Raw genomic sequence first — 19,471 nt, forward strand, 5'->3', positions numbered from 1 at the left:
CATGGAGAGCGAGATCCGCATCCTGGCAGAAGGCCTGATGTTTCCGGAAGGACCGGTTGCGATGCCCGACGGATCGGTCGTGCTGGTCGAGATCGAGCGCGAGACCATCAGCCGCGTATCGGCCGACGGTACAGTGAGCGTGCTCGCGCACACAGGTGGCGGGCCGAACGGTCTGGCCGTCGGGCCGGATGGTGCCTTCTACGTCTGCAACAACGGAGGCTTTCTGTTTCGTACCGTTGCCGGTCTGAACCGTACCCGCGCCGGCATCCATCCGAGCTATACGAGCGGCCGGATCGAACGCTTCGACCCGCGTACCGGCTCGCTCACCACGCTCTACGACCGCTGTGGCGATCACCCGCTGTGCGGGCCCAACGACATCGTGTTCGATCACGCGGGCGGTTTTTACTTCTCCGATTTCGGCAAGAACCGGCTGCGCGATCGCGATCATGCAGGCTTGTACTATGCGCGCGCCGACGGGTCGGCGATCGTCGAAGTCGCCTATCCGCTGACGACCGCGAACGGCGTGGGACTCTCGCCGGATGACCGCGTCGTCTATGTCGCGGAAACCGAAACGGCGCGCTTGTGGGCCTTCGATCTGGAGGAACCGGGCAGGGCACGCAAGCATCCCTATCCATCGCCGCATGGCGGACGTCTGGTGTGCGGGCTGCCCGGCTACCAGCGCTTCGATAGCCTGGCGGTGGATGGGGAAGGAAACATCTGCGTGGCGACGCTCGTCACGGGTTGCATCACCGTGGTCGCTCCGTCCGGCGAGGTGATACGGCAAGTCATGGTGCCGGACGGGATGGTGACGAACATCTGTTTCGGCGGCCCCGATATGAAGACAGCCTATGTCACGATGTCCGGCACCGGGCGACTGGGTACGCTGTCGTGGCCGCAAGCCGGGTTGAAGCTTGCCTATTCATGATGGCCGGCCTGCTGCTGCTGCTGCGCGCTCGCGAGCAAGTGCGTCAGAAAAAGTTGCACGGGTGCGGGAAGGGATTCGGCCTCGCGCACGCAGATTTTCCAGTGCCGCTCGGCCCAGGGTTCGTCCAGCCGCACGGCCACCAGTGGCGCCGAGCTGACATAGCGTTCGGCGTGATGCTCGGGCACGAGGCCCACGCCCAGGCGCGCTTCAACCATGCTGCGCACCGGCTCGAAGCCGTTGACGCGAATCGACAGCTTGAGCGGATGATCGAGATCGGCCGCTGCGCGCAACACCAGCGAATTCAGATAGCTTCCTTCCTGGGGCCCGACGAGCGGGTATTGAGCCACCTCGCGGAACTTGACGCGGCCGGCGCGGCTCAGCGGATGATCGGGCGGCATGATGACCACCAGCCGGTCGCTTCGATAGGGATGAACCTGTAGTCCGGCAGCGACGGTGGTACCCCCGAACACGCCGATGTCGGCCGTGTTTTCGGACACGGCGCGCACGACCGCCGGACTCAGGCTCTCTTGCAGGTCGATGCGCAGGCCCGGATGCTGGTCCAGAAAGACGCGGATATCCTTGGCGATGTATTGAACGATGGTCGAGAGGCTGGCATGCAGCCGGATCTGGCCGCGCACGCCTTCCGCATGGTCGAGCAGTTCGCTCTCCATGTGCTGGATGTCGAGCAGAAGCGTGCGGGCATGTTGCAGCAGCGCGGCGGCCGCGACCGTCAGTTCCAGCCCCTTGTTGCTGCGCACGAACAAGGCTGTTTTAAGGATGTCCTCGAGTTGCGACATGCGTTTGCTGAGCGCCGACGCCGCAATGTTCTCGAATTCCGCTGCACGTGCAATGCTGCCGTGCTCGCAGACGGCGACGAAAAGCTTCAGCGATTGAAGGTCGAAACGCAACGGTGTCTCCGGGAACGCGATCTATGGTCGCGATGCTTTCATATGAAGCGAGGATAGCCACGGAGTCAGCCGCAAGTCAATTGGCGGTCATCGCCCGGACGGAAAGCCGGGGAGGCCGGACCCCGCATGAACAGGACCGGCTAGGCCTTCTTCGCCATGCACAATTCGATGAACCGCTGAACCGGCTGCGTCAAGGTCGCTCCGCGTCGCGTGGCAATGCCATAGGGTGCGCCACGCCGCTCCACCTTGATCGGCAGCACCGCCATCATGCCGTGTTCCTCGAAGTACTGTGCGACCTTGAGCGGCATGAGCGCAATGGTCCCGGGCCCCGAACGCAGCAACGACAGCGTGGCGAATGTCGACGACGTCTCGATCGCGTAGCGCGGGAACGGCACGCCCGCATCGTCGAACAATTGCTCGAGGAGCGAGCGCATCGGCAAGGCGGCTTGCGGCACGATCCACGGGTTGCCGGCGAGCTCGGCCAGCTTCACTTTCTTCGCGCGCGCGAGGGCATCTCCGCCGTCGACCACGAAGCACACTTCCTCTATTTCGAGCGGAAGAAAGTCGTAAGCGTCGGGATGCACGCTGATGCTCGGCCGACCGATGACGGCATCGAGCACGCGCTGGTCGAGCATCGACAACAGCCGCGAACTGTTGTCCTCCCACACCTCTACCGAGATGTCCGGCTGGACTTCGCGCATGGATCGCAGAATGGGCGTGAGCCACTCCGGCATCGATCCCATCACCGCGCCGATCGCCAGGGTGCCGCCGCCGCCGCGCAGGATGGCGGCGAGTTCATCGCGCAATGCGCCTATCTCGGAGCGCACTGCGCGCGCGTGACGAATCACGCAGCGGCCCAGTTCGTTCGGCACGATACCGCGCGGCGAACGAGCGAACAGCCCGGCGCCGAACATGGCCTCGATTTCGCGCAGGGACTTGGTCGTCGCGGGCTGCGACAGCGAAACCTGGTGCGCTGCCTTGCGCAGCGAACCGTGGTCGTCGAGCGCAATCAACAGCGCGACATGATTGCCGCGCAGGCGCCTCAATATCGCGTCGATACTGGTTATCACGGATATAACTCCATCGTCTCACCTGATCCGAAGGTTTCATTATCTGGCCGCGTCGATGTCTCTCTACACTGGGCTTGTCAATGTTCTTCAGCGCGCGCGCTCATGGCGGCGCGCTCGATCATGCCAAAACACAGGCGGTATGAGCAAGCAGATCAGAAGAGCACCCCATTACCTGGAGAGAGGCAAATTGAAAAGAATCGGTATCGACGTCGGCGGCACGTTCACGGACGTCGTCATGGTGGACGATGACACAGGACGCATCTGGTCGACCAAGGTGCCCACGACACCCAGAGACCGCGTGATCGGCACGATTGCCGGCTTCGACAAGATCCTGCAATTGTCGGGCGCCGACAGCGCGGAGGTCGCGTTCCTCGGTCACGGCACCACGATGGCGACCAACATGGTCGTCGAGGGCACGGGCGCGAAGACGGCACTCATCACCACGCAGGGCTTCCGCGACATCCTGGAACTCAGACGCGTATCGCGGCATGACCGGGCCGATTTATATGACCTGCTGTTCGACAATCCGCGTCCGCTGGTCGAGCGCCGCTGGCGGCTCGAAGTCGCCGAACGTCTGCGCCATGACGGACGCGTCGAGACGCCGCTCGATCAGGCGCAACTCGAGGCGCTCGCCGCGCAGATTCGCGAGTCGGATATCGAAGCCGTCGCGGTGTGCTTCCTGCATGCGCACGTGAATCCGCAACACGAACGCGAGGCCGTTGCTACGCTGCGCCGTCTGCTGCCGGACCATTTCATTTGCGCATCGCACGAAGTCAATCCGGAAGCGATGGAATATGAGCGCACCAGTTCAACGGTCATCAACGCGATGCTCGGACCCGTGTGCGGACGCTATATCGGGCGGCTCATCAGCGCGCTGGCGCAGCATGGCTTCGCGGGCAAGTTCCTGTTCATGCAGTCGAACGGCGGTCTCGCGAGCCCGGCGATGGTCGCGGACAAACCCATCGTCCTGCTCGAATCGGGTCCGGCGGGCGGCGTGTCCGCGGCCATCCGCAACTGCGAGAAAAGCGCCCTGAAAAACGCGATTCTCGGCGACATGGGCGGCACGACCTTCGATGTATCCTTGATCCGCGACTTCCGGCCGGAGTTGCGCAACAAGAGCCTGCTGCACACCTACACGGTGCGCTCGCCGAGCATCGACATCGATTCGGTGGGCGCGGGCGGCGGTTCGATCGTATGGATCGATGCAGGCGGGGGCGTGCGCATCGGGCCGGAAAGCGCGGGAGCGGATCCCGGCCCGGCCTGCTACGGCCGCGGCGGCACTCGTCCCACCGTGACGGATTGCAATCTGGTGCTCGGCTATATCGATCCCGACAGCTTCCTCGGCGGCGAATTCAAGCTCGATGCGCAGGCGGCGTGGACAGTTGTCGATGAGGTGATCGCGCGACCGCTCGGCGTGTCCGTTCCGGAAGCGGCGCAAGTGGTGCGCTCGGTCGCCAACGCGTTGATGGCGCAGGCCATCCGCATCATGACGGTGGAGCGCGGCTACGATCCGCGCGAGTTCTCGTACATCTGTTACGGCGGCGCGGGCCCGGTTCACGCGGTCGACCTCGCGCATGAAATGGGGATCCGGCGCGTGGTGATTCCACCGCTGCCGGGCCTCTTCAGTGCCTTCGGCATGACGGTCGCCGACCAGCAATACGACTATCAACGCCCGCTCGAACATGATCTCGCGATGATCGACGACGCCGCCCTGCACACCGCGCTCGACGAACTGACTGCGCAAGGCATGGAGGAACTGCGACGCCATGGCGTGGAGGCCCACGAAGTGTCAGTCGTACGCCTCGCCGATTGCCGCTATGCGGGCCAACCCGACGTCATCACCGTCGAAGTGCAGGGTGCGGCAGCGGGGATTCGCGAAGCGCTCGCGCGCGCCTTCGAGGACGCGCATCAGCGGCAATGGAACTTCATCAGCCAGGACAAGCCGGTGGTCATCGCCAACGTCCGGCTTCAGCTGGTCACGACGACGGGCTGGCGAGGCGGCGTCACGAACCGCGCTGACGGCGCACTGCCGCAGCCCACGGGCACGCGGGAAGTGTATGTCGATGGCGGCCTGCGCACCTTGCCGGTATTCGCGCGCACGGCGATCCCGGTCGGCGCGACGATCGAAGGGCCGGCGGTGATCGAAGAGCACAGCAGTTGTGCCGTGCTCAAGGCGTCGCATGTCGCCCGCGTCGATCCCGACCTCAACCTCGTCATCGAACTTCCCGAATCCAACGAAACCAACGCACTGGCAGCCTGAGTCCATGGACATCGTTACTTACGAAATCATCCGCAGCAGTCTCTTTGCGGTCGCGCGCGAAATGAAGATCGCGATGATGCGCACCGCCGGCAGTCCGCTCATGCACGCGAGCGGCGATTCGTCGGCGGCTATCTTCGACGCCGACATGCAACTGGTTGCCCAGGGCAACGACATACCGACGATGCTCGGCTCGGCCGTCATCTCCACACGCGTGTCGGTGGAAGCGGTGGGCCGCGAGAACCTGCGTCCCGGCGATGTCATCGTCAGCAATGACGCTTACGTGGGCGGCGGCAATCATCAGCCGGACGTGCAGTTCACGCGGCCCGTGTTCGCGGCCGGCAAGATCGTCGCCTTCGTGATGACGCGCGGCCACTGGACCGACATCGGCGGACAGTCGCCGGGCAGCTATACGGTCACGACGTGGGACGTATTCGCCGAGGGCATCCGCATCCCGCCGGTGTTTCTCTATCGGAACGACGAGCCGGTGCAGGACATCCTCAATCTGCTGACCCGCAACAGCCGCAATGCGCACGAGTTGCGGCTTGACATTCAGGCGCAATACGCGGGGACCTTCGTGGGCGATCGCCGGATCGGCGAGCTGGTGGCGAAGTATGGCGCCGACGCGTTGCGCGACGTGATGAGCCAGAGCCTCGATCATTCGGAGAAGCTGATACGCGCGGAGATCGCACGCATTCCCGACGGCATTTACGAAGCGCAAGAGTATCTCGATCCGATCGAGGCGCCAGGCTGGAAGCAGGAGCGCCCGCTGCTCAAGGTGAAGATCACCAAGACGGGCGATCAGATCACCTTCGACTACAGCGGCACCGGCGCGCAGGTTCGCGGCGGCATCAATTGCCCGCTGTCGGTGACGTGCAACAGCACGTGGTTCACCGTCAAGGCGCTGACGGATCCCGGCATTCCGATCAACCAGGGTTGCTATCGGCCGGTCACGATCATCGCGCCCGAGGGCAGCGTGCTGAACTGCCGCTATCCGGCCTCGGTGGTATCGGGCAACACGGAGACCTCGCCGCGCGTGATCGACCTGCTGCTGAAGGCGCTTGCGCCGGCGGTGCCGGAGCGCATCACCGGACAGAGCAACTGTGCATCGTGCGCGGGCATCTTCAGCGGCCGCGATACTGATGCGGCACGCATCGCCCGCACCGGCCAGGAGTTCGTGACCATGCACGACGTCCACGCAGGCGGCATGGGCGCGCGTGCCGGCAAGGACGGCGTGAGCGGCGTACGCGTCTACGTGGGCAACGCGGGCAGCCAGTCGATCGAGATGATCGAAGCGAGTTCGCCTCTGCTGGTCGAGGCATGGTCGCTCGTCACCGACAGCGGCGGCGCGGGCCGCCGGCGCGGCGGGCTGACGTCGCGGCGCGTGTATCGGGTCGAGTATGACGAAGCCACCTTTACCGTCTCCGGCGAACGCGGACGTTCGGCGCCGGAAGGCCATTTCGGCGGTCAGGCCGGCACACGGTTTCAATGCATCGTCGAGCGGGCCGACGGCAGCGAGCATCCGGTCGCGGCGAAGGGCGGGCAGACGGTCGTGTATCGCGGCGATCGCGTCACGGTGCAACCCGCGGGCAGCGGCGGCTACGGCGATCCGCGCGAACGCGAGCAAGCGCGTATCGACGCCGACATCGCCGATGACTACATCAGCGCGGAAGCGGCGGCGCGGCTCTACGGCCGGGAGGAGGCGCGCGCCCATGCACCGCACGAGGCGACGGTCGAACAGGCATGAGCGAAACCATGAAGCCCTCGTTGCCGCTCGCGGGCGTGTGCGCGATCGAGATCGGGCATAGTCTCGCCGCGCCGTATGCGGGCATGATCCTCGGTTCGCTGGGTGCGGACGTCATCAAGATCGAGAGTGCCGGGCACGGCGACTATGCGCGCGACTGGGGTCCGCCCTTCGTCGATGGCGCGGCGGCCCTGTTTCATGCGGTGAATCACGGCAAGCAGAGCATCGCGATGTCACTGTCGAATCCCGATGAAGCGCGGGCGTTGCGCGAGCTGATCCAGCGCCGCGCCGATGTCGTGCTGCAGAACCTGAAGGCCGGGGGCACGGAGAAATACGGTCTCGGCGGCGAGGACATGCTGCGCATGAAGCCGTCGCTGGTGTATTGCAACCTGGGCGCGTTCGGTACGACAGGACCATTGCGCGACAAGCCCGGTTATGACCCGCTTGTCCAGGCGCTGTCCGGCTTGATGAGCTTCCTCGGCCAGCCGGGCGAGCCGCTGTCGCGCATTCCGGTGTCGGTGAACGATATGGGCACCGGGCTGTGGGCGGCGATCGGCGTGCTTGCTGCCTTGTTCCGGCGGCAGGCCACGGGGGCGGGCGAGGTGGTGTCCGTGTCGCTGTACGAAACCGCCATCAGCTGGGCGGGGATCCAGATCGCCGACTATCTCGCCTCGGGCGTGCTGCCGGGGCGGTGGGGCTCCGGAACGGCGGCCATCGTGCCGCATCAGGCCTTCGCTTGCGCGGATGGCACTCTCATGGTCGCCGCAGGCAATGACCGGCTGTTCCGGCGCCTGTGCGACGTGCTTTCGGTCCCCGCGCTGGCCGACGACGAGCGCTTCATGACCAACGGTGCGCGCGTCGGCAACCGGGTCGAGCTGATCGATCTGCTGCACGTCGAGTTCGGCAGGCAGGGAACGGCGTATTGGCTCGATGCGCTCGACCAGGCCGGCATTCCGTGCGGACCCATCCAGACCATCGATCAGGTCGTCGAACACGAGCAGACCAAGGCGCTCGATCTGTTGCGCACCACCGACGACGGTGCGGCCACGGTGGTCGGCGTACCGATCTCCTTCGGCGGCGCGCGGCCTGCGCATACGGGCGTCACGCCGAAGCTTGGCGAACACAATCATCTGCTGGCGAGAGCGCCATTGGAGACATCTTGAAACTTGCATCGAAGGAAGTGGGCGCGCTCGACACGCTGACGCTCGAAGAAATCGACGAACAGATCCTCGTCGTCAAGCTGAATCGCCCGGACGTCTCGAATGCGATCAGCACGACGATGGGCGAGGAAATCATCCGGGTGTTCGGCGCACTGGAAGCCGCACCGGCGCTCTATCGCTGCGTGATCCTGACGGGCGCGGGCGAGCGGGCGTTCTGCGGCGGCGCGGACCTGAAACAGCGCGAGGGCATGTCGGATGAGCAATTCGGCGTGCAGCACTACCTCTTCGAGCGCATGAACCGCGCGATCACCTACTGCCCGCTGCCGATCATCTGCGCGGCGAACGGCGCGGCGGTCGCGGGCGGACTGGAACTGCTGCTCGCGTGCGACTTCGCCTATGCGGCCAGCCACGCGGTGTTCGGCTTCACCGAAGTCAAGCGCGGCATCATGCCGGGCGGCGGCGGCACGCAGCAACTGCCGCGCACCATCGGCACCCGGCGCGCGAAGGAGCTGATTCTGCGCGGCGCAAAGTTCACCGCGCAGGAAGCGCTCGCGTGGGGCGTGGTGAACCGGCTGAGCGAGCCGGGGCGCGTGCTTGCCGACGCCATCGACGCGGCGCGCGACATCTGCAGCAGCGCGCCGCTGTCGGTCGCGCAGGCAAAGAAGGCGATCGACCTCGGCATGCAAGGCGACTTGCGCACTGGCTTGTATCTGGAGATCGAGGCGTACAACCGGCTGATTCCGACCGAGGATCGCCTCGAAGGCATCAGCGCCTACAACGAGAAGCGCGTACCGCAATTCAAAGGCCGCTAGACGCCAGACCATAACTTCACCACGGCCCAGACACAACCCGGTCTCACCGGAGGAGACAGACATGACACCCGACATCGGCAGCTTCGACCGGCCATTGGCCGAAGCCACCTACGGCAAGATCACGCGCAGGCTCATCCCGTTCCTGTTCCTGTGCTACGTATTCGCATTTCTCGACCGCATCAACATCGGCATCGCGCAGCTCGACATGAAGCACGACGTGGGCTTCAGCGATCTCACGTACAGCATCGGCGCGGGGATCTTCTTCCTGGGCTATGTGCTGATGGAAGTCCCGAGCAATCTGCTGCTTGCGCGCATCGGCGTGAAGCGCACGTTCTCGCGCATCATGATCCTGTGGGGCCTGATTGCAGCGGCCACGGCGTTCGTTACGCTGCCTTCGCATCTCTACACGGTGCGCTTCTTCCTCGGGCTCGCGGAAGCGGGGCTGTATCCCGGCGTCATCTTCTACCTCACGCGCTGGTATCCGGTTGAACGGCGCGCCAAGGTCATCGCCATCTTCACCTGCGCGACGGGCATTGCGGGCCTGTTTGGCGGACCGCTGTCGGGCGCGCTGATGACCTACTTCAATGGTTCGTTCGGCCTGTATGGCTGGCAATGGATGTTCATCGTGCAAGGCCTGCCCGCGACCGTGCTCGGAGTGATCGCGTTCTTTTTTCTCGATGACGGCCCGCAGCAGGCGAAGTGGCTCACCGAGAGCGAAAAGGCTCTGGTGCTCGACGACATCCGCAAGAGTTCGAGCGTCTCGAGCAAGCACGCGGAGCACACGTTCGGCCGCGCGCTCAGGGACTTTCGCGTCTACGTGATGGGCTTCGTGTGGTTTACGCAGATTGCCGGCGTGTTCGCGATCGGCTTCTGGCTGCCGACGCTCATCAAGAGCGCGGGCGTGTCAGGCGCATTGCAGATCGGCTGCTATTCGGCGATCCCGTATTTCGTGAGCTGGATCGCGCTGATCACGTTGAACCGTCATTCGGACCGCACGATGGAACGGCGCTGGCACTGCGCCTTCGCGATGGTATGCGGCGCGGCCGGTCTGGTGGTGGCGGCGTTCACGACAGGCAACCTGGCGCTGTCGCTGGTGGCGCTGTCCGTCGCGACGGCGGGCATCCTCGCGCCGAATCCGCTGATCTGGGCGATTTCGACCGATTACATCCGCGGCAGCGGCGCGGCAGGCGGCGTTGCGATGATCAACTGCATCGGTTTGCTGGGAGGCTTCGTCAGCCCGATGATCATCGGCTCGATCAAGACCGTGACCCACAGCATGGCGGGCGGTCTCGGCGCGATCGCGGTGCTGATGGTGCTGGGCGCCATCGCCGCAGTCGTGCTCGCGCCGTCAACCTCGACCGTCGCGCCCGCCGCCGGGCGTGCGGAAGACGGCAGCGAGGTCGTCGCGGACGCGACCATCTGAACAGGAGGAAACATGAAGCAACGGGAAGTGAACATTCGCGAAGTGGGCTTGCGCGACGGCTTGCAGATGGTGAGCACGATTCTCAGCACCGAGCAGAAGCTCGGCTGGTGCGCACGTCTGGTGGAGGCGGGCGTGACCGATATCGAAGTGACGTCCTTTGTGCCCCCCAGAATCGTGCCGCAATTCGCCGACGCGGCGGAGGTCGCAACGGGCGCGCTTGCCATCGAGGGACTTCATGCCGCGGCGCTGGTGCCCAATCTCAAGGGCGCCCAGCGTGCATTCGAGGTGGGCATGCGCCGGGTGCATTACGTCTTGTCCGCGAGCAACGCGCACAACCTCAAGAACGTGCGGCGCAGTACGGACGAGTCCGTGGATGACTTCGTGCGCATCGCCGCGGCCCGCGACGAACTCGACCACGACGTCATGCTGGGTGCGGGCGTGGCGACCGCTTTCGGCTGCACGATCGCGGGCAAGGTCGAGGAAGGCATCGTGCTCGGACTGGTGGAAAGGCTGATCAAAGCGGGTGCGCAGGAGATCACCATCGCCGATACCGTGGGTTATGCCCATCCCGCGCAGGTGCGGGCGCTCATGCGCGACGTGCTCGCGCTTGCTGGAACGGTGCCGGTCGCATGCCACTTCCACGATACGCGCGGTCTGGGTCTGGCCAATGTCATGGCCGCCTTCGATGCAGGCGTGCGCGCCTTCGATGCCTCTCTCGGCGGGCTCGGCGGTTGTCCGTTCGCGCCGAATGCCACGGGCAACATCAACACCGAGGACACGGTGTTCATGCTCGAAGCACAAGGCATTGCCACGGGCATCGATATCGGCCGCTTGCTCGCCATCCGCGAGACGGTTGCGGGATGGATGCCGGGCGAGCCGTTTACGGGTGCCATCGCCCGGGCAGGATTGCCTGCGACCTTCGTGCAGTATGAGACTGTCGCCGCGTGACTTTGCTCGCGATTACTGTCTGTCGCGAGGCTCACGCCGCCGTTTCATCTCGCGACGCTGAAGAGGTGGACAAAGCAGGGCGGGTTGCACGTGGCGTAAAAGCAGGAGCCACGGGCGCTGCGCCGAGCGCGTTCACGGACGGTCTGAGCCCGTCCTGATCGCTTACTTCGCCACTGCGAGCCGTTCGAGCAGATCGGCCAGCAACTCGGGCGCGAGCACCATGGCATCGTGGCCGGTGTCGATGCTTTCCCATTGCCAGCCAGATCGCGAACGAGCCCGCTCGCGCACGTTCGCCAGTGTGTCATAGGACGGATTCGCGCAATGCACGTAGGTGCAGGGAAGTCCGTTGCCGAGCGGGTGATCGAGCCGCAACGGCGTGGTGTAGGTCGAGAGCGGATGCGGTGTCAGCCGCCGACGTACCCACGCGGCGCACGGATGATCGTCCGGAATGCCCGTGCCCTTCAGTCCGTTGACCGGCATGCCGAGCGACTGGCCGCTTGCTCTCACCGACTCCATGCGTTCTTCGACTACGCTCGCGGGCAATACGTCGAACGCCGCCTGTCCGTTCTCGACGAGCAGACTATCGAGGAAGATGAGCGAACGCAGCGCATGCGGCATGCGATCCGCGACACCGGACGCAACGAGTCCGCCGTAACTGTGCCCGACCAGCACGACGTCGCTCATTTCTTCCGCTTCGATGACATTGACGATGTCGTCGATATTGACGTCCAGGGAAGTTGCGGACGCAATCAAATGGCGACGCTCGCCGAGGCCGGTCAGGGTCGGCGCAATGGCGCGATGGCCGCGCGCGCTCAGATCATCCGCGACGGTTCTCCAGACCCAGCCGCCGTGCCACGCGCCGTGAATCAGGACGAAGTTGAATGTGCGCGAGGCACCGGACGAGTCGCTGGGTGTGCTGGTTTTCAAGTCGGAATCCTGATGGTCAATGTTCTGCCCGCTGCGATGAAAGATGTCGGACGCACGTCGAATCGTTGCAGAGATGAAGCCGGGATGCAACCCGATCTCAAGCGCTCTCGCCCGAACATGCGTACTGGTTATCACCGATATAACCGCTGCGTCTCACCTGATCTGTACTTTTCATTATCCTCGTTCATCGTTGTTTCTTAGACTGCCAGAGCGGCTGCAAACTGCGTGTGCGCGCCGCAAGGATGCAGAGATGCAGCATTGGTGATTCGAGCAACTGGCCTGTACAACATGGAGACAGCAAGTGAACCCGTCCGTTCTGGAATCCGATCCGGCGTCAGCCGGTTCTCTGCCGCTCGACAAGATAGCCAGCCCGTATGAGCGAGCGCTGTATCTGCGCGTCACGCTGCGCATCGTGCCCTTGCTTTTTGTGTGCTATGTCGTCGCCTTCCTCGACCGCATCAATGTCGGCTTTGCCAAGCTCCAGATGCAGGATGCGCTGGGCTTCAGCGACAGCGTGTACGGCCTGGGCGCGGGCATCTTCTTTCTCTCATACTGCCTGCTGGAAGTGCCGAGCGCGATGCTGTTGAGACGCATGGGCGCCAAGAAGACGATTGCCCGGATCATGATCTGCTGGGGCATTGTCGGCGCATGCTCCGCGTTCGTAACGAACGTCAGCCAGTTCTATATCGCGCGCCTGCTGCTCGGGGTCTTTGAAGCGGGATTTTTTCCGGGCGTGATCTTCTACTTGAGTTCGTGGTTCCCTGAGAAGAGACGGGGCGTGATCATCGCCTGCTTCATGGTGGGATTTCCCGTCGCGGGCCTCGTTGGCGGCCCGGTATCCGGATGGGCAATGACCCGTCTCGCACACGTGGCCAATCTCGCCGGCTGGCAATGGCTTTATATCGTGGAGGCGTTGCCTGCCGTGGTGCTGGGTCTGATTACCTTGCTCCTTCTGGACGACAACATCGATAAAGCCAGGTGGCTCACCGAAGCGGAGAAGGGCGTGCTTCGCCAGGGCTTCGCAGTCGAGACCGAGCGCAAACGCAAGGTAGGGCAACAGGGACATGCGAAGCTCCGTGACGCGCTTTCGGACCCCAAGGTCTATATGCTTGCGTTCATCGACTTCGCTTTTGTCTGCGGCACCTATTCGGTGACGTTCTGGCTGCCCACCGTGCTGAAGGACTCGGGCATCACGAATCTCTCCGTGCTTGGATGGCTATCCGTCATACCCTACGGCATGGGTGCGATCGGCATGATTACGATCAGCCGAAGCTCGGACCGGATGCTCGAGCGCCGCTGGCATGCCGCGACCGCCGGCTTCATCGGAGGGGCCGCCTTGCTGCTGGTATCGCATCCTGGCAATTCCCCCGTTCTGACCGTCGGGCTGTTGACCGTGGCTTGTGTCGGCATCTTTGCCACCAACGTGTTGATCTGGTCGCTCGCCGCGGACTATCTGCACGGATCGCCGGCTGCCGCAACGAGTATTGCGTTCGTGAATTGCATCGGCTTGCTAAGCGGCTTTTGTAGCCCATTCGTCATCGGCTGGCTCAAGACGACGACGGGCACGCTCAACAGCGGCCTCTACTTGATGACGGCCATACTTCTGGCGGGCATTCTCGTCATGCTGATCGGCTTCAGGCGGCATACCGCATCTCATGGGGCATCAGGCGCGAGCTGATGCGCATACTGTCAGCCTCGCTGACCGCGCGAAGGAAAGAGCAACCGCGATAGCTTCAACACGACCAGAAGGACACACCATGCATAACATTGCCATTCTCGACGACTTTCAGAACACCGCGCTTCGCTACGGAGAATGGAACAGCTTGCGCGAACATGCCGCCATCACTGTCTTCACGAACACGCTGAGCGACGAGGAACTGGTCGAACGTCTGCAGCCCTTCGATATCCTCTGTGTGATGCGCGAGCGCACGCGCCTCACGCGAGGCCTGCTGTCCAGGCTGCCGAATCTGAAGCTGTTGGCCAGCACGGGACCATGGAACGCCGCCATCGATATCGAAGCGGCGCACGAACTCGGCATCACGGTATGCGGGACGGCATCGTCACCCACGGCGGCCGCGGAACTCGCCTGGGCGCTCATTCTTGCCGCGACGCGGCATATTCCCAAGGAAGTCACATCGTTCAGGCAGGGCGGCTGGCAGGTCTCGGTCGGCGGCGATCTTCATGGCAAAACCATCGGACTGCTCGGGCTGGGTTATACCGGCGCCGCGACTGCACGAGTGGCTCAGGCTTTCGGGATGCGCACGATCGCCTGGAGCCAGAACATGACGCAAGAGTCGGCCGCCCGGCACGGTGCGCTCTTCGTTCCGAAGGAAGAACTGTTCGCCTCCAGCGATATCCTCTCTATCCACGTTCGGCTGTCGGACCGGACACGCAATCTCATCGGCGCCAGGGAATTGGCCATGATGCCCCGTCACGCGCTGCTCGTGAACACCGCGCGCGGACCGATCGTCAACGAACAGGCACTGATCAACGCATTGCGCGAGCGACAAATCGCGGGAGCCGCGCTCGACGTGTTCGATCAGGAGCCGTTGCCTGCCGCGCACCCGTTACGAGCGCTGGATAATGTCATCGCGACGTCGCACATCGGATACGTGACCGACGACTCTTATCGTATCTACTATGGCGAATCGGTCCAGAACATCCGCGCCTGGATCGAGGGTTCGCCCGTCCGCGTGCTGACGCCTGAGAAGCGGGAGATCAGTTATGTTTCGCAAAGCGCGGGATGAAGGGTTTGCTGGGTTGCGGGGCGCCTGGGGTGCGTGAGCAACTCGTGGTCACTTCGCGTTGGCGGTGGTTATAGGTCGATGAAACAGGGTACGGCGCAAGTCGGGAGAATAATGACCAACTGCGTTGACCGGCCAACACACGTCCCGCCGTCCCCTATCAAACACCGGGCAAACCGTGAGGGCGTCGATGCCGCGCCCGATTGACAGGCGCCGTCGAGCCACGCACGACCAGACGCGGTTCCGATGCGACGCGCATCCGGTTCGCGAGACTCGCGGGCTGCGCAATCAACTCGCGCAGCAGCGAGACGGCCAGGCTTGCCGCTTCGACGGTCGGCACGGCGACGGTCGTCAGCGGCGGCCGCCACTGTTGCGCCAGTTGAATATCGGTGATACCCACGACGGAAAGATTCTGCGGCACGGCGCGGCCGATATCGGCCGCGGCGTCGATGGCGCCGAGCGCCGGAAGATCGTTGGTCGCGAAAATCGCCGATATGCCGGGGTCGCGATCGAGCAGCGCGAGCGCCGCAGCGTACCCGCCCTGCACGGTGTCGGGCGCGTGCAGCACGTTCGCGGCGGCGACTTCGAGACCGGCGCGGCGCATGGCATCGGCGAAACCGTCGTAGCGCGATGCATGAATGCCCATCGGCTTGCTGCCGACGATTGCGCCGATTCGCTCATGTCCCAGTCCGATCAGATGCTCGCCGGCGAGCCTTCCCGCCAGCTCGAAGTCGACGGCGACGCACGGCAGCGCGGGCGGATCGGCGGGCCGCTCCCACATGCACAGTACGACGGGCGTGCCGCCGGCCTGCGTGCGATGCAAGTCGTCGAAATCGAGATTGGCGTTCATCACGAGCACGCCCTCCGACAGCGTTCCCGCGATCTGTTCGAGGTACGCGCGGCCCGTCAGCGGATCTTCGTTGGTATTGCAGATGATCACGAAGTGCCCGCTCTCGCGCGCGGCCCGTTCGACCGCCAACGCGAACTCCGGATAAAACGGATTGGCGATGCTGGAGACCATCAGCGCCAGGGTCGGCGCGCGTCCCTCCGCGAGCGCACGCGCCGCGAGGTGAGGGCGATAGTTCAGCGCGGCGACTGCTTCCAGGACGCGCCGGCGCGTTTCCTCGCCGACGCGCCCGCGGTTGCGCAGCACGTTCGACACCGTCGCGGCCGTGACGCCCGCGTGCTTCGCAACCTGGCTGAGCGTGGACATGATTCGGAAGGCGAGGTCAGTATGTGGGAGACATGTTCAGCATTTGCATCGTTCAGGAAGGCCATGCACTATGCGCAAAACACCAGAACGATTTGACGGAGACAAGCCTTACGTATGCTGCACTTGCAGCAATTTTTTCGTACGCAAGGTTAAGCGCTTAATCTCCGTGTCGACCTGATTAAATCACGGAGTTCATGCAATGGCGAGCGTTTCGTTGCAAGGCGTGCAGAAAGCGTACGGGAATAATCCGCCCGTGATCCGCGATGTCGATCTCGAGATCGGCGAAAGCGAGTTCTGCGTGTTCCTTGGTCCCTCGGGCTGCGGCAAGTCCACCTTGCTGCGCATGATCGCGGGTCTCGAAGACCTGAGCGATGGCGACCTGCTGATCGGCGGACGCGTGGTCAACGACATGCCCGCGGCCGAGCGCGGCGTGGCGATGGTGTTTCAGAGCTACGCGCTGTTCCCGCACATGAGCGTCTACGAGAACATGTCGTTCGGCCTGAAGCTGGCCAAAAAATCGAAAGCCGAAATCGACACGCGCGTGCGCGAGGCCGCGCGTGTGCTCCAGCTGGACGCGCTGCTCGAACGCAAGCCGCGCGAGCTGTCGGGCGGACAACGGCAACGCGTCGCAATCGGCCGCGCCATCGTGCGCGAACCCGGCGTATTTCTGTTCGACGAGCCGCTGTCCAATCTCGACGCCACCTTGCGCGGTCAGACGCGCATCGAGATCGCACGTCTGCACAAGCAGTTCGCCAGTGCGAGCGTGGTCTACGTGACGCACGATCAGACCGAAGCGATGACACTCGCCGACAAGATCGTGCTGCTGCACGCCGGCGCCGACACCGCACGCCACGGCAGCATCGCGCAGGTGGGCGCGCCGCTCGAGCTGTATCACCGGCCCGCGAGCCGTTTCGTCGCGGGCTTCATCGGCTCGCCGCGCATGAACTTCCTCGCTGCGACCGTAAGCGCGATCGACGTGCAAGGCGTCACGGCGACGCTCGTGCAGACGGGCGAAGCGCTGCGTGTCGCCGTCGACGGAACCGGCTTGCAAGAGAACGAGCCGGTGACGGTCGGCGTGCGGCCCGAGCATCTGGAACTGTCCGCAGGCGATGCGCGGGACGCGGGCGGCACGCTCACGCGCACGGTCTCGCTGACCGAGCATCTCGGCGAACACAGCTACGTGCATCTCGAACAGCCCGACCGTGGCGTGCTGATCGCCAAGGTGCCGGGCAATGTGCAGATCGAGCGCGGACAGCGCGTGAGCTTCGTGGCGCGCCCGGACGTCTGCCATCTTTTCACGCAGGATGATTTCTCCGTGAAACCGCTCGCCACCGTCGCCCACACCCTATAAGGAAAACTGATGCGTCTCGGAGTCTGCTATTACCCCGAACACTGGCCGGAAACGATGTGGGAGGATGACGCGCGCCGCATGAAGGCGCTCGGCATCGAACAGGTGCGCATCGCGGAGTTCGCGTGGAGCCGCATGGAGCCTTCGCCGGGCGAATACGACTGGGGCTGGCTGGATCGCGCGATCGACGTGCTCGGCGCGGCGGGATTGAAGGTCGTGATGTGCACGCCGACGGCAACGCCGCCCAAATGGCTGATCGACCGGCATCCGGACGTGCTGCCCGTCGGCGCCGATGGCCGTCCGCGCGCGTTCGGCTCGCGGCGTCATTACGATTTCTCGTCGCCGTCGTACTTCGAGGCGTCGCGCGCGATCTGCACGGCGGTGGCGAAGCGCTATGGCCAGCATCCGTCGGTCGCGTTCTGGCAGACGGACAACGAGTACGGATGCCACAACACCGTGGTCAGCTATTCGCCGGCGGCCGTGCAGCGCTTTCGTCAGTGGCTCAAGGCGCGCTACGGCACCGTCGATGCGCTCAATCGCGCCTGGGGCACCGTGTTCTGGAGCATGGAATATCGCAGCTTCGACGAGATCGATGCGCCCGTCGCCACCGTGACGGAAGCGCATCCGTCGCATCGCCTCGATTATCAGCGCTTCGCCTCCGATGAAGTCGCGCGCTATAACCGCATGCAGGTGGAGATCATCCGCGCGCATTCGCCGGGGCGGCCTGTCGCGCACAACTTCATGCAGCTTTTCACGGAGTTCGATCACTACGACGTCGCGGCCGATCTCGATATCGCCACGTGGGACAGCTATCCGCTCGGCGCGCTGGAAGAGCAGTGGTACGCACCGGAAGTGAAGGCGAAATATCTGCGCACCGGTCATCCAGACTTTGCATCGTTCAATCACGATGTGTATCGCGGCATGTCGAAGCTGCCGTTCTGGGTGATGGAGCAGCAACCCGGCCCGGTCAACTGGGCGCACTGGAATCCGTCGCCGCTGCCGGGCATGGTGCGCCTGTGGTCGTGGGAAGCGTTCGCGCACGGCGCGGGCTGCGTGTCGTACTTCAGATGGCGGCAGGCGCCGTTCGCGCAGGAGCAGATGCACGCGGGGCTGAACACGTCCGATAACCGGCTCGATGTGGGCGGCAGCGAAGCGCATCGCGTCGCGGAGGAAATCGCCCGCGTCGAAGCGCACGCCGATGCCAACGCGCCCGTGCACGGCAAGATCGCCCTCATCTGGGATTACACAGCCAAGTGGCTGTTCGCGATTCACCCCCAAGGCGCGGACTTTTTCTATCCGCGCTTTGCGTTCGAGTATTACTCGGCGCTGCGCTCGCTCGGCTTCGACGTGGACATCGTGTCCGCGCACGCACCGCTCGACGGCTACGCGATGATCGTCGTGCCGCCGCTGCCCATCGTCCCCGATGACTTCGCCGCGCGGCTGAAGGCATCGGGCGCGCATGTCGTGTTCGGGCCGCGCTGCGGATCGAAGACCGAGAGCGTGCAGATTCCGTCCAACCTGCCGCCGGGTTCGCTGTCATCGATACTACCGGTGCGCGTATGGCGCGTCGAATCGATGCGGCCGAACGTGACGGAAGCCGTGGAAGGCGGTTATGCGCGTCATTGGCGCGACTTGATCGAACCCGCGCAAGCGACGGTACACATGCGCTTCGCGGACGAACATCCCGCTTATGTCCAGGCGGACAAGGTGCACTACTTCACGAGCCTTTTCGACGAAGCGCTCACGCAAACGCTCTTCGCCCGCATTGCAAAAGAAGCGGGTCTGGCGCCGACGCCGCTTGCGGACGGCATCCGCGTGAGCCGCCGTGGCGGGCTGACTTACGTCTTCAATTATTCGAACGATCCTTACACCGTCGACGATATTGGCGGCGACCGTTTCATCATCGGTTCGCGTGAAGTGGAACCGCAAGGCGTGGCGATTTATCGAGCTTGACAAGCGAAGGCCGTACAAAAAGCACAACATCATCAGGAG

At 64.1% G+C, this 19,471-nt stretch carries 15 protein-coding genes; 11 read left to right on the forward strand and 4 right to left on the reverse strand.

The window, feature by feature from the left end; translation table 11 throughout:
- Position 1 precedes the first annotated feature (1 nt).
- Complete coding sequence (locus QCE88_RS18280) at positions 2–925, forward strand: SMP-30/gluconolactonase/LRE family protein (RefSeq protein ID WP_309904669.1); 924 nt, start codon at positions 2–4, stop codon at positions 923–925.
- Here the strand turns inward: QCE88_RS18280 and QCE88_RS18285 are convergent.
- Positions 916–1,833 carry a LysR family transcriptional regulator gene (locus QCE88_RS18285; RefSeq protein WP_309904671.1) on the reverse strand — a complete coding sequence of 306 codons (918 nt, stop codon included), beginning with the start codon at positions 1,831–1,833 and terminating at the stop codon, positions 916–918. The two genes, QCE88_RS18280 and QCE88_RS18285, sit on opposite strands and share 10 nt — an antisense overlap.
- Before the next feature lie 140 nt (positions 1,834–1,973).
- Positions 1,974–2,903, reverse strand: coding sequence for a LysR family transcriptional regulator (locus QCE88_RS18290; protein WP_309904673.1), 930 nt, complete (start codon positions 2,901–2,903; stop codon positions 1,974–1,976).
- A 187-nt stretch (positions 2,904–3,090) separates the two neighbouring features.
- Here QCE88_RS18290 and QCE88_RS18295 point away from each other — a divergent pair, with 187 nt between their 5' ends.
- From QCE88_RS18295 to QCE88_RS18320, 6 genes are all read left to right on the forward strand, one after another.
- Positions 3,091–5,163: a hydantoinase/oxoprolinase family protein gene (locus QCE88_RS18295; RefSeq protein WP_309904675.1), complete on the forward strand. Its 2,073-nt coding sequence runs from the start codon at positions 3,091–3,093 to the stop codon at positions 5,161–5,163.
- A gap of 4 nt (positions 5,164–5,167) precedes the next feature.
- A complete protein-coding gene (locus QCE88_RS18300) occupies positions 5,168–6,907 on the forward strand; it encodes a hydantoinase B/oxoprolinase family protein (RefSeq protein ID WP_309904677.1) in 1,740 nt (579 codons plus the stop codon).
- Positions 6,904–8,067, forward strand: a complete 1,164-nt coding sequence (locus QCE88_RS18305) for a CoA transferase (protein ID WP_309904678.1) — start codon at positions 6,904–6,906, stop codon at positions 8,065–8,067. The genes QCE88_RS18300 and QCE88_RS18305 overlap by 4 nt, the downstream gene beginning before the upstream one ends.
- Positions 8,064–8,876, forward strand: a complete 813-nt coding sequence (locus QCE88_RS18310) for an enoyl-CoA hydratase-related protein (protein ID WP_309904681.1) — start codon at positions 8,064–8,066, stop codon at positions 8,874–8,876. The genes QCE88_RS18305 and QCE88_RS18310 overlap by 4 nt, the downstream gene beginning before the upstream one ends.
- Positions 8,877–8,937: 61 nt before the next feature.
- Entirely contained in the window at positions 8,938–10,299 is a 1,362-nt protein-coding gene (locus QCE88_RS18315; protein WP_309904683.1) for an MFS transporter, read from the forward strand.
- 12 nt (positions 10,300–10,311) lie between these two features.
- Complete coding sequence (locus tag QCE88_RS18320; RefSeq protein WP_309904685.1) at positions 10,312–11,247, forward strand: hydroxymethylglutaryl-CoA lyase; 936 nt, start codon at positions 10,312–10,314, stop codon at positions 11,245–11,247.
- Positions 11,248–11,409: 162 nt separating this feature from the next.
- Here QCE88_RS18320 and QCE88_RS18325 read toward each other — a convergent pair whose 3' ends face one another.
- Entirely contained in the window at positions 11,410–12,174 is a 765-nt protein-coding gene (locus QCE88_RS18325; RefSeq protein WP_309904687.1) for an alpha/beta hydrolase, read from the reverse strand.
- 301 nt (positions 12,175–12,475) lie between these two features.
- Between QCE88_RS18325 and QCE88_RS18330 the strand changes: the two genes are divergently transcribed.
- A complete protein-coding gene (locus QCE88_RS18330; RefSeq protein ID WP_309904689.1) occupies positions 12,476–13,852 on the forward strand; it encodes an MFS transporter in 1,377 nt (458 codons plus the stop codon).
- Between the two features lie 79 nt (positions 13,853–13,931).
- Positions 13,932–14,921 (forward strand): D-2-hydroxyacid dehydrogenase family protein, encoded by a 990-nt coding sequence (locus tag QCE88_RS18335; RefSeq protein WP_309906498.1) that lies wholly within the window; start codon positions 13,932–13,934, stop codon positions 14,919–14,921.
- Positions 14,922–15,078: 157 nt separating this feature from the next.
- On the opposite strand, the gene QCE88_RS18340 is transcribed toward QCE88_RS18335, so the two are convergent.
- Complete coding sequence (locus QCE88_RS18340) at positions 15,079–16,131, reverse strand: LacI family DNA-binding transcriptional regulator (RefSeq protein ID WP_309904691.1); 1,053 nt, start codon at positions 16,129–16,131, stop codon at positions 15,079–15,081.
- Between the two features lie 199 nt (positions 16,132–16,330).
- Between QCE88_RS18340 and QCE88_RS18345 the strand changes: the two genes are divergently transcribed.
- Positions 16,331–17,482, forward strand: a complete 1,152-nt coding sequence (locus tag QCE88_RS18345; protein ID WP_309904693.1) for a sn-glycerol-3-phosphate ABC transporter ATP-binding protein UgpC — start codon at positions 16,331–16,333, stop codon at positions 17,480–17,482.
- Positions 17,483–17,491: 9 nt separating this feature from the next.
- Positions 17,492–19,432, forward strand: coding sequence for a beta-galactosidase (locus QCE88_RS18350; RefSeq protein ID WP_309904695.1), 1,941 nt, complete (start codon positions 17,492–17,494; stop codon positions 19,430–19,432).
- The last annotated feature ends 39 nt before the right edge of the window (positions 19,433–19,471 follow it).

The sequence above is a fragment of the Caballeronia sp. LZ035 genome (assembly GCF_031451175.1).
Lineage (GTDB): Bacteria > Pseudomonadota > Gammaproteobacteria > Burkholderiales > Burkholderiaceae > Caballeronia.

Excerpts from the sequence above, each read along its gene's own strand:
- QCE88_RS18320 (WP_309904685.1), top strand. The coding sequence starts at position 10,312 with ATGAAGCAACGGGAAGTGAACATTCGCGAAGTGGGCTTGCGCGACGGC.
- QCE88_RS18300 (WP_309904677.1), top strand. The coding sequence starts at position 5,168 with ATGGACATCGTTACTTACGAAATCATCCGCAGCAGTCTCTTTGCGGTC.
- QCE88_RS18350 (WP_309904695.1), top strand. The coding sequence starts at position 17,492 with ATGCGTCTCGGAGTCTGCTATTACCCCGAACACTGGCCGGAAACGATG.
- QCE88_RS18280 (WP_309904669.1), top strand. The coding sequence starts at position 2 with ATGGAGAGCGAGATCCGCATCCTGGCAGAAGGCCTGATGTTTCCGGAA.
- QCE88_RS18315 (WP_309904683.1), top strand. The coding sequence starts at position 8,938 with ATGACACCCGACATCGGCAGCTTCGACCGGCCATTGGCCGAAGCCACC.
- QCE88_RS18345 (WP_309904693.1), top strand. The coding sequence starts at position 16,331 with ATGGCGAGCGTTTCGTTGCAAGGCGTGCAGAAAGCGTACGGGAATAAT.
- QCE88_RS18340 (WP_309904691.1), bottom strand. The coding sequence starts at position 16,131 with ATGTCCACGCTCAGCCAGGTTGCGAAGCACGCGGGCGTCACGGCCGCG.
- QCE88_RS18335 (WP_309906498.1), top strand. The coding sequence starts at position 13,932 with ATGCATAACATTGCCATTCTCGACGACTTTCAGAACACCGCGCTTCGC.
- QCE88_RS18305 (WP_309904678.1), top strand. The coding sequence starts at position 6,904 with ATGAGCGAAACCATGAAGCCCTCGTTGCCGCTCGCGGGCGTGTGCGCG.